Raw genomic sequence first — 7,230 nt, forward strand, 5'->3', positions numbered from 1 at the left:
GCTGGCGCAGGAGGAGGTGTGAGCGATGACGACTACCACGGGTACCGACCTGGCCCCGAGGCTGCGCGCGTTCAAGCACCGCCTGGACCCCAACCCCGCCCAGGCCACCCTGCTGGCCCAGTACGCCGGCGCCGCGCGCGTCGCCTACAACATGCTCACCGCCCACAACCGGGCCGCCCTGGCCGCCGGTGCCGCCCGTCGCACCGAGCTGGCCGAGACCGGGCTGGCCGGCCCCGAGCTGGCCGCGCGCATGAAGGCCGAGCGCGCCGCCGACCCCACCCTCCGCGTGGCCAGCTACCAGTCGTACTCCACGGCCCACCTGACCCCGCTGATCCGCCGCCACCGTGAGGCCGCCGCCGCGATCGCCGCCGGCGCCGACCCGGCCGAAGCATGGACCGACGAGCGATACGCCGAGCCCTGGATGCACACCGTGCCCCGCCGCGTCCTGGTCTCCGGCCTCCAGAACGCCGCGAAGGCCACCGAGAACTGGATGGCCTCCGCCTCCGGCACGCGCGCCGGCGCGCGCGTCGGCCTGCCGCGGTTCAAGAAGAAGGGCCGGTCCCGGGACAGCTTCACCATCCCCGCCCCCGAGGTCATCGGCGCCGCGGGCACCCCCTACAAGCGCGGCGAGCCCCGCCGCGGGGTGATCACCGACCACCGGCACCTGCGCCTGGCCTCCCTGGGGACCATCCGCACCTACGACAAGACCAGCCGCCTGGTCCGCGCCTGCCGCCGCGGCGCCCAGATCCGGTCCATGACCATCTCCCAGGCCGGCGGACGGTGGTACGCCTCGATCCTCGTTGCCGACCCCACCCCCATCCGGACCGGGCCCAGCCGTCGCCAGCGCGCCAACGGCGCCGTCGGCGTGGACCTGGGCGTCAAGCACCTGGCCGCCCTCTCCACCGGCGAGGTCATCGACAACGGCCGCCCCGGTGCCCGCCAGGCCGCCCGCCTAACCCGCCTCCAGCGTGCCCACGCCCGCACCCAGCCCGGCTCGAACCGCCGCGAGCGCGTGCGCCGGCAGATCGCGGCACTCCAGCACGGGATCGCCCTACGTCGGGCGGGGCTGCTGCATCAGGTGTCCACGAGACTGGCGACGGACTTCGCGGTGGTCGCCCTGGAGGACCTGAACGTGGCGGGGATGACCCGTTCGGCCCGCGGGACGCTCGAGGCGCCGGGTAGGAACGTGGCCGCCAAGTCCGGGTTGAACCGGGCGATCCTGGATGCCGGGCTGGGGATGCTGCGCCGGCAGCTGGACTACAAGACCTCCTGGGCAGGGTCCCAGGTGAAGATGATCGACCGATTCGCGCCCTCCTCGAAGGCGTGCTCGCGCTGCGGGACAGTCAAATCCACGCTGTCCCTGGCCGAGCGGACCTTCGAGTGCGAGGCCTGCCACCTGGTGATCGACCGCGACGTGAACGCCGCGATCAACATCCGGGCGTGGGCTGTGCAGGAGGAGCGTGGAGCAGGGGTCGAGCTCGCCCGAGGCCGTCGGGAGAGTCGAAACGGACGTGGAGCTGCTGTCTCGGGCCCGCCATCTGGCGGGGCCGCGAGGCAGGGGCGTGGAAGCGTCAAGCCCGCACCCCAGGGTGTGGGCATGTCCAGCCGGGCAACTGGCTGGTCATCCCAACCCCCCTCAACCGAAGGGGAAAGCGCAGAGCGCGGAGCATCCGCCCTGGCCAGGTAGTGGAAGCCCCGCGCACGCAGGGATGAGCCCGCGGACTCCCAGTCCATCGCCAGCTTGCCCGTGGAAGCTCCGCGCACGCAGGGATGAGCCCCTGACTGACGGACTGACTGACTGACTGAGGGTGGAAGCCCCGCGCACGCAGGGATGAGCCCTTGGTCTTGCCGTCAGCAAGCATGCGAGCCATGGAAGCCCCGCGCACGCAGGGATGAGCCCGTCCTGACGCTGTTCGAGGACGGCAGGGTAGAGGAAGCCCCGCGCACGCAGGGATGAGCCCGACGCTGCTGCTGTGGACGAGCTGCTTGCCGAGGAAGCCCCGCGCACGCAGGGATGAGCCACCCATCTTCTCCACGAAACGCTCCGCGATCGTGGAAGCCCCGCGCACGCAGGGATGAGCCCACGGGCACGTCGTCAAAGTCGGTGAGCCCGTCGGAAGCTCCGCCCGCGCAGGGATGAGCCAGACTCCCAGGGGCATTCACGGCTCCTGGGTTGAGCTGTCGTAGGGATCTGGGCTGGTCCCGGTCCTTCCTAGACACCATCCAGTGCTCGTGACAGCTGCGGGTGTCGTGGAGGTGATGCGGGGACGTGTCGCGGTGTCCGCGGGATGCTCAGCTGGTGGGCTCGGGGACGGTGGCCTCGCACTGGACCATGGGCATGCCCTTGGGGTCGCCGGTCTGGGCGTCCAGGGGGGCGGTGGTGCCGTCGGCGATGATCTCGCAGTGCAGGTCGCCGGCGGCGGGCAGCTGCGGGACGTTGGCGATCACCTGGATCTTTTCACCGGGCTTGGCCTGGGTGCGCAGGGTCAGGGGGGTGGTGCCGGCGGGCTCGGCGGGGATGGTCTCTTTGGTGTGGGTGTCCGCGCCGGTGCCGCCCACGAAGAGGTTCACGCCGCCGCGGGCTGCCGTGGTGGTGGTGCCGTCGCGGGGGATCCACTGGATGCGGATCTGCACGTCCACGGGCTTGGCGGGGGCCGAGCTGGAGGGACGTGTCGTGGGGGTGGCCGAGCTGGCGGCCGCAGTGGGTGCCGTGGTGCTGCTCGCGGCTGCCGTGGGGGCCGCGCTCGCGCTCGTCGACGGGGCAGGAGCAGGTGTGGCGGTGCACCCCTGGAGGGCGAGGCCGGCCAGGGCCAGGGGGAGCAGGATCAGGGGGCGGGTGCGCATCAGGGGGGTCTCCTTCGGTGCGGGGCGGATCAGGCGTCCAGGATGGTGATGGTGGCCCCGGGCTCCAAGCGCTCGAGGTCGGCCGCGGTGAGGACCGCGAGGTTGTGCTCCAGGCTCGCCTCGCGGACGTCGCCGGTGTCGGGGAGGCGGCAAGCGCGGTGCAGGGACTGCTCCAGCGCGGTGATCGCGGACGGGTCGGCGTGGCGGACGTGGCGGATCAGGCCGCCGACGGTGCCCTCGAAGGACTCCTCGGAGCCGTGGGGGGTGATCAGGATGCGGGAGAGGGCGTTCAGGGGCATGGGGTCTCCTGGGGGCGTGGAGGTCGTGATGGTCATCCTGCCCGCCCTCCCGCCGGTGTGGCGGGAGGGCGGGGGAGGCTCAGCGGATCACCAGGACGGGGCCGGTGATGATCTCGCGGGCGTCGAAGCCGGCGTCGTGGATCATCTCGGTGGCCGTGGAGTTGAACGGGCGGGAGGAACTGTGGCGGGCGTCGGCCCAGAGCGACCAGTCGCCGTCCATGCCGTCGTAGTCGCCGGGGTTGTAGACCTCAGCGGTGGCGCCCAGCAGGCGGTCGATGTCAGCGGGGATGGTGTGGAGCTCGACGTCGGCGGTGGTGCCGTCGGGGTGGATCATCGTGGCCTTGGTCATCGGAGTCCCTTTCGTCAGGGGTGCGGGGGTCCGGATAACCCCTGCTGATGTGTATAACCATACACGCGTAAGAGGGATCGCGCAACAGGGGCGTGGGATTCGTGGGTGGCCCCGGCGCGGCCGGGGCGGGCGGGCCGCGGGGCCCGCCCGCCCGCGGGGCTCAGTCGTCGAGGCCGAGCCGCTCGCGCAGAGCCTTGGTGGGGGGCAGGTAGGTCTCCCCGTCGTCGGCCAGGTCGCCGGTGATCAGCACCGGGCCGACGATGACGTCGTCCGGGGCGAGGATGGTCAGCTCGTGGACGATCCGGTGACCCTTGGAGTTGACCGGCAGGCCGGCGATCTTGCCCTCCTCGTTGAGCCAGATGGTGTGGTCGCCATCGTCGGAGGACAGGGCCTCCACGTAGCCGCCGACGTGCTGCTGGAAGTCCTCCAGGCCGTTGACCTGCTCCTCGGTGACGTCGCCGGTGGGGGTGATCAGGATTGCATTGGCCATGATGGCTGTCCCTTCTATGGGGTGCGGGGATCCGGGTGATCCCTGCTGATGTGTCTAACCATACACATACGCGGTCGGATGTGCAACACCCTGCATCGCATCAGCCGCCGGCTGTGCCACGGATGCAGCCGGCCCCGCATCTCCGCGACACGTCCCCGGCGTGCCGCGAGCGCGGGGCCAGGGTGGGCCCCGCGCTCGCGGGCGGGCAGGGGTCAGCGGGCGGGGTTCAGGATGGACTCGGGCAGATGGAAGGGGGGCTGGTGGGTGCTGACGGCCTCGGCGGGGTCCTGGCGCATCATGCCGTGGGCCCAGCCGCTGAGGTCCCATCCGAGGTAGCCGGGGCGGCCGCCGGCGAGCAGGCGCAGGGGACCGAGGCGGCGGTGACGGTGGGCGGTGCGGGTCAGCTCGGCGAGGACTCCGGCGGGGACGTGGGTGTCCAGGCATCGGCAGGTGATCAGCACGTCCGGGTCGATCAGCGCGGGGTCCACCACGGGCGGGCGGACGGTGGCGGCGATGTTGGGTAGGCGCAGGGTCGAGTCGGCCAGGTGGAGGTAGACCAGATCGTCGTCGGCCTCCACGGCCACCGGGTGCAGGGTGCGCTCGGGCAGGGCGCGCAGGGTCTTGATGAGGTGGTGGGCCTGGTCGGCGCGCAGCATGGCCCCAGACTCGAGGGGGCCGGTGCTGACGTCGAGGGCGCGGGCGCCGGCGCGGGAGGTGTGGGTGCCATCGGAGCCGGTCAGCTCCAGGCACTGCTGGCGGGCGCGCAGGATCACCGCGGGCGTCGGGGTGCCGGGGGTGTGGGTGGCGGGCAGGCGGGTGGGCCAGGCGGCCAGGTCCAGGGCTCGGTACAGGTGGTCGGCGGTGGTGATGATGCCCATGGGGCTCCTCCTTGGAAGGGGTGCTGGGGGCCTCATGCCCCCTGCGACGTGTCCAACCATACACATGCAACGGCGCCTGCACAACATCATCCGCGAGCGCGGATCGGCGCGCCCCTGGTGGTGACGCGGAGCGGGCGGGGACGTGTCGCGGTCCCCGGCGGCCGGCGGCAGCTCCATGGAGCCGGCAGCTCGTCTCCGCGACACGTCCCCCCCGTCCCCGCCGGCGCGAGGCCGGCGGGGACGGGTGCCGGTCAGCCGCGCGGGCTCACGTGGGCGGCGTGCGTGCGGCCCAGCGCCCAGTCGCCCAGGTGCCAGGCCAGCAGATCGTCGCGCTCGCGGACGGCCCAGGCGTCGAGGCTGTCCTCGGGGCCCATGGCCGGCCCGCCCGTGAGCAGGTCCAGGCACAGGCCGGCGTGGAGCCCCCACAAGGGGCCGGGGACGGCGCCGTCCGGGGTGCTCGGGGGCACCGGGCCGGCCATGTCGCGCGGACGAACGGCGAGCGTGTCCACCGGGGAGAGCGTGTCGGCCTTGTTGCTGGCGGAAGCGAAGATCACCCAGAGGTCGCGCACCAGGTAGATGCCGACGGCGTCGGTGCGCAGCTCCACGGTCTCGTAGGTGTCGTCGAGTTCGGCCAGGCGGGCCAGCAGGGTCTGGGTGCCGTGGAGCGAGAGCACTGCGAGCAGGGCCTCGTCGCCGGTGTCCGTGCGCGGGGCCGGGTCGGCGTAGGCGCGGGAGAAGCTCTCCCCTGCCGCGGAGTAGATCCGCAGGGAGCCGTCAGGCTGGAGGACCAGGCCCACGCCGCCGGCGTCGGGGTCCGTGTCCGTGGCGGCCGCGCGGGCGGCCTGGGAACCGACGTAGAGCGCGCGGGCGAGGGTGGCGGGGCGGTAGAGCAGCTGGGACATCAGGGGGCCTCCTTGGCCTCGGGGTGCGGGGGGCCTCGTGCCCCCTGCGACGTGTCCAACCATACACATATAACGGCCGGCGCACAACACTATCCGCGAGCGCGGCGCGTGTGCGGTCAGTGGGAGCGGGTGGCGGCGTCGCGGGCGTCGTGGAGAGCCTGCGCGCGAGCCGTCTGCTGCCCCTGCTCGCGGGCCGCGCGGGCGGCCGCGGACTGCTGGGCCCGCTCGGTCTCTAGGGCCGCGCGCCGCTCCAGCAGAGCATGGGCGACGTCCTCGGCGGTGCCCTGCTGGCCGGCGTGCCACAGCACGCTCAGGGCCGGGACGCCGTCGACGTCGGGCAGGCTCGCCAGAGCGGAGTCGATCCGCTCGGGGGAGAACGGGTCCTCCCTCCCGACGCGGGCGGTGGGGGGCAGGGGGCCCGGGACGCGGTCAGGGCGGGGACGTGTCGCGGTCCACGGCAGCCGCCGGCAGCTCGATGCAGCCGGCAGCTCATCTCCGCGACACGTCCCCGCCCCGCCCTGGCCCGACCGCGAGCGCGGGGCGCACGGCCGGGCCGGGGGTGCGGTGGGGATCAGGGCAGGTAGAGGACGGCGGCGTCGTGTCGGGCGGCGAGTCCGGCGTGCTCGTCGGCCAGGTCGCGCGGGCGGGTGCGGTGGCGCGGGGGCGTGTAGAGCCGCCCGTGGGCCCAGTCGCCGATGCTCCAGTCCGTCAGGGTCGGCCGGCCGGGGACGGTGTAGAGGCGGGGGCTGGAGTTCAGGCGGGCGCGCGCGCCCAGCAGGGACGCGAGGGTGCCCGCGTGCGTGGGGACCGGAGAGGGGATCAGCTGGTCCGCCTGCGGCAGGGGGAACGGGCCCTCGGGGGCGCTGGCCCCGGCGGGGCTGGCGGTGCGATAGACGCGGGTGTGGGGGGAGCGGTAGAAGGGGCCGGTGCTGTCCGGGGCCTGCACCTCCATGAACAGGCATCCGGCGCGCGTGTCCAGGTGCACCGGGTAGGTGCCGGGCAGGCGGTTCGAGTGCAGCTCCTCGCTCAGGTTCAGGGCGTCCGGGAAGGACAGGGCCACCGGAGCCATGCCCTGCCCGTGGGTGACCGGCTCGCAGGGAGCGTAGGCGCGCGCCCACTCCCGGGGCCGAGAGACGGTGAGGCGGTAGCCGGCCTCGGTCAGCTCGAACCAGACGCGCCCGTTCACGCGGGCGTGGTCGCTGGCCCAGCCCAGCGGGGCCAGGGCCGCGTGGAGGGCCTGGCGCAGGGATCGGATCGTGGTGGTGGGGTTCTTGACGATGCTCACGGGAGCCTCCTTGGAAGGGGTGCCGGGGGCCTCATGCCCCCCGCGACGTGTCCAACCATACACATACACCGGCGCGCGCACAACACCATCCGCGAGCGCGGGCCGGCGCGCCCGTGGTGGTGTCGAGGGAAGGGCGGTGACGTGCCGCGATCCTCGGCTGCCGGCAGCAGCTCGATGCAGCCG

At 73.4% G+C, this 7,230-nt stretch carries 9 protein-coding genes and 1 CRISPR repeat array; of the genes, 1 reads left to right on the top strand and 8 read right to left on the bottom strand.

Annotated elements, in window-relative coordinates:
* Positions 1 to 25: 25 nt before the first annotated feature.
* Entirely contained in the window at positions 26 to 1,687 is a 1,662-nt protein-coding gene (locus ACFI33_RS08055) for an RNA-guided endonuclease InsQ/TnpB family protein (RefSeq protein WP_069941829.1), read from the top strand.
* A 1-nt stretch (position 1,688) separates the two neighbouring features.
* Positions 1,689 to 2,143: direct repeats of the CRISPR family, unit length 28 nt; unit sequence GGAAGCCCCGCGCACGCAGGGATGAGCC.
* A gap of 149 nt (positions 2,144 to 2,292) precedes the next feature.
* On the opposite strand, the gene ACFI33_RS08060 is transcribed toward ACFI33_RS08055, so the two are convergent.
* The 8 genes from ACFI33_RS08060 to ACFI33_RS08095 form a co-directional block, all read right to left on the bottom strand.
* Entirely contained in the window at positions 2,293 to 2,844 is a 552-nt protein-coding gene (locus ACFI33_RS08060) for a hypothetical protein (protein WP_069941830.1), read from the bottom strand.
* 29 nt (positions 2,845 to 2,873) lie between these two features.
* Positions 2,874 to 3,143: a hypothetical protein gene (locus ACFI33_RS08065; protein ID WP_069941831.1), complete on the bottom strand. Its 270-nt coding sequence runs from the start codon at positions 3,141 to 3,143 to the stop codon at positions 2,874 to 2,876.
* A 79-nt stretch (positions 3,144 to 3,222) separates the two neighbouring features.
* The gene (locus tag ACFI33_RS08070; RefSeq protein ID WP_069941832.1) at positions 3,223 to 3,492 is read right to left on the bottom strand and encodes a hypothetical protein; all 270 of its coding nucleotides are present in this window, start codon (positions 3,490 to 3,492) and stop codon (positions 3,223 to 3,225) included.
* A gap of 160 nt (positions 3,493 to 3,652) precedes the next feature.
* Entirely contained in the window at positions 3,653 to 3,982 is a 330-nt protein-coding gene (locus ACFI33_RS08075) for a DUF3846 domain-containing protein (protein WP_031943816.1), read from the bottom strand.
* A 212-nt stretch (positions 3,983 to 4,194) separates the two neighbouring features.
* Positions 4,195 to 4,860: a hypothetical protein gene (locus tag ACFI33_RS08080; RefSeq protein WP_069941833.1), complete on the bottom strand. Its 666-nt coding sequence runs from the start codon at positions 4,858 to 4,860 to the stop codon at positions 4,195 to 4,197.
* Positions 4,861 to 5,111: 251 nt separating this feature from the next.
* Entirely contained in the window at positions 5,112 to 5,762 is a 651-nt protein-coding gene (locus tag ACFI33_RS08085) for a hypothetical protein (protein ID WP_069941834.1), read from the bottom strand.
* Positions 5,763 to 5,878: 116 nt separating this feature from the next.
* Entirely contained in the window at positions 5,879 to 6,070 is a 192-nt protein-coding gene (locus tag ACFI33_RS08090; protein WP_049161172.1) for a hypothetical protein, read from the bottom strand.
* Between the two features lie 263 nt (positions 6,071 to 6,333).
* Positions 6,334 to 7,047 (bottom strand): hypothetical protein, encoded by a 714-nt coding sequence (locus ACFI33_RS08095; RefSeq protein WP_069941835.1) that lies wholly within the window; start codon positions 7,045 to 7,047, stop codon positions 6,334 to 6,336.
* Positions 7,048 to 7,230 lie beyond the last annotated feature (183 nt).

The sequence above is a fragment of the Micrococcus sp. PSi08 genome, assembly GCF_054960655.1.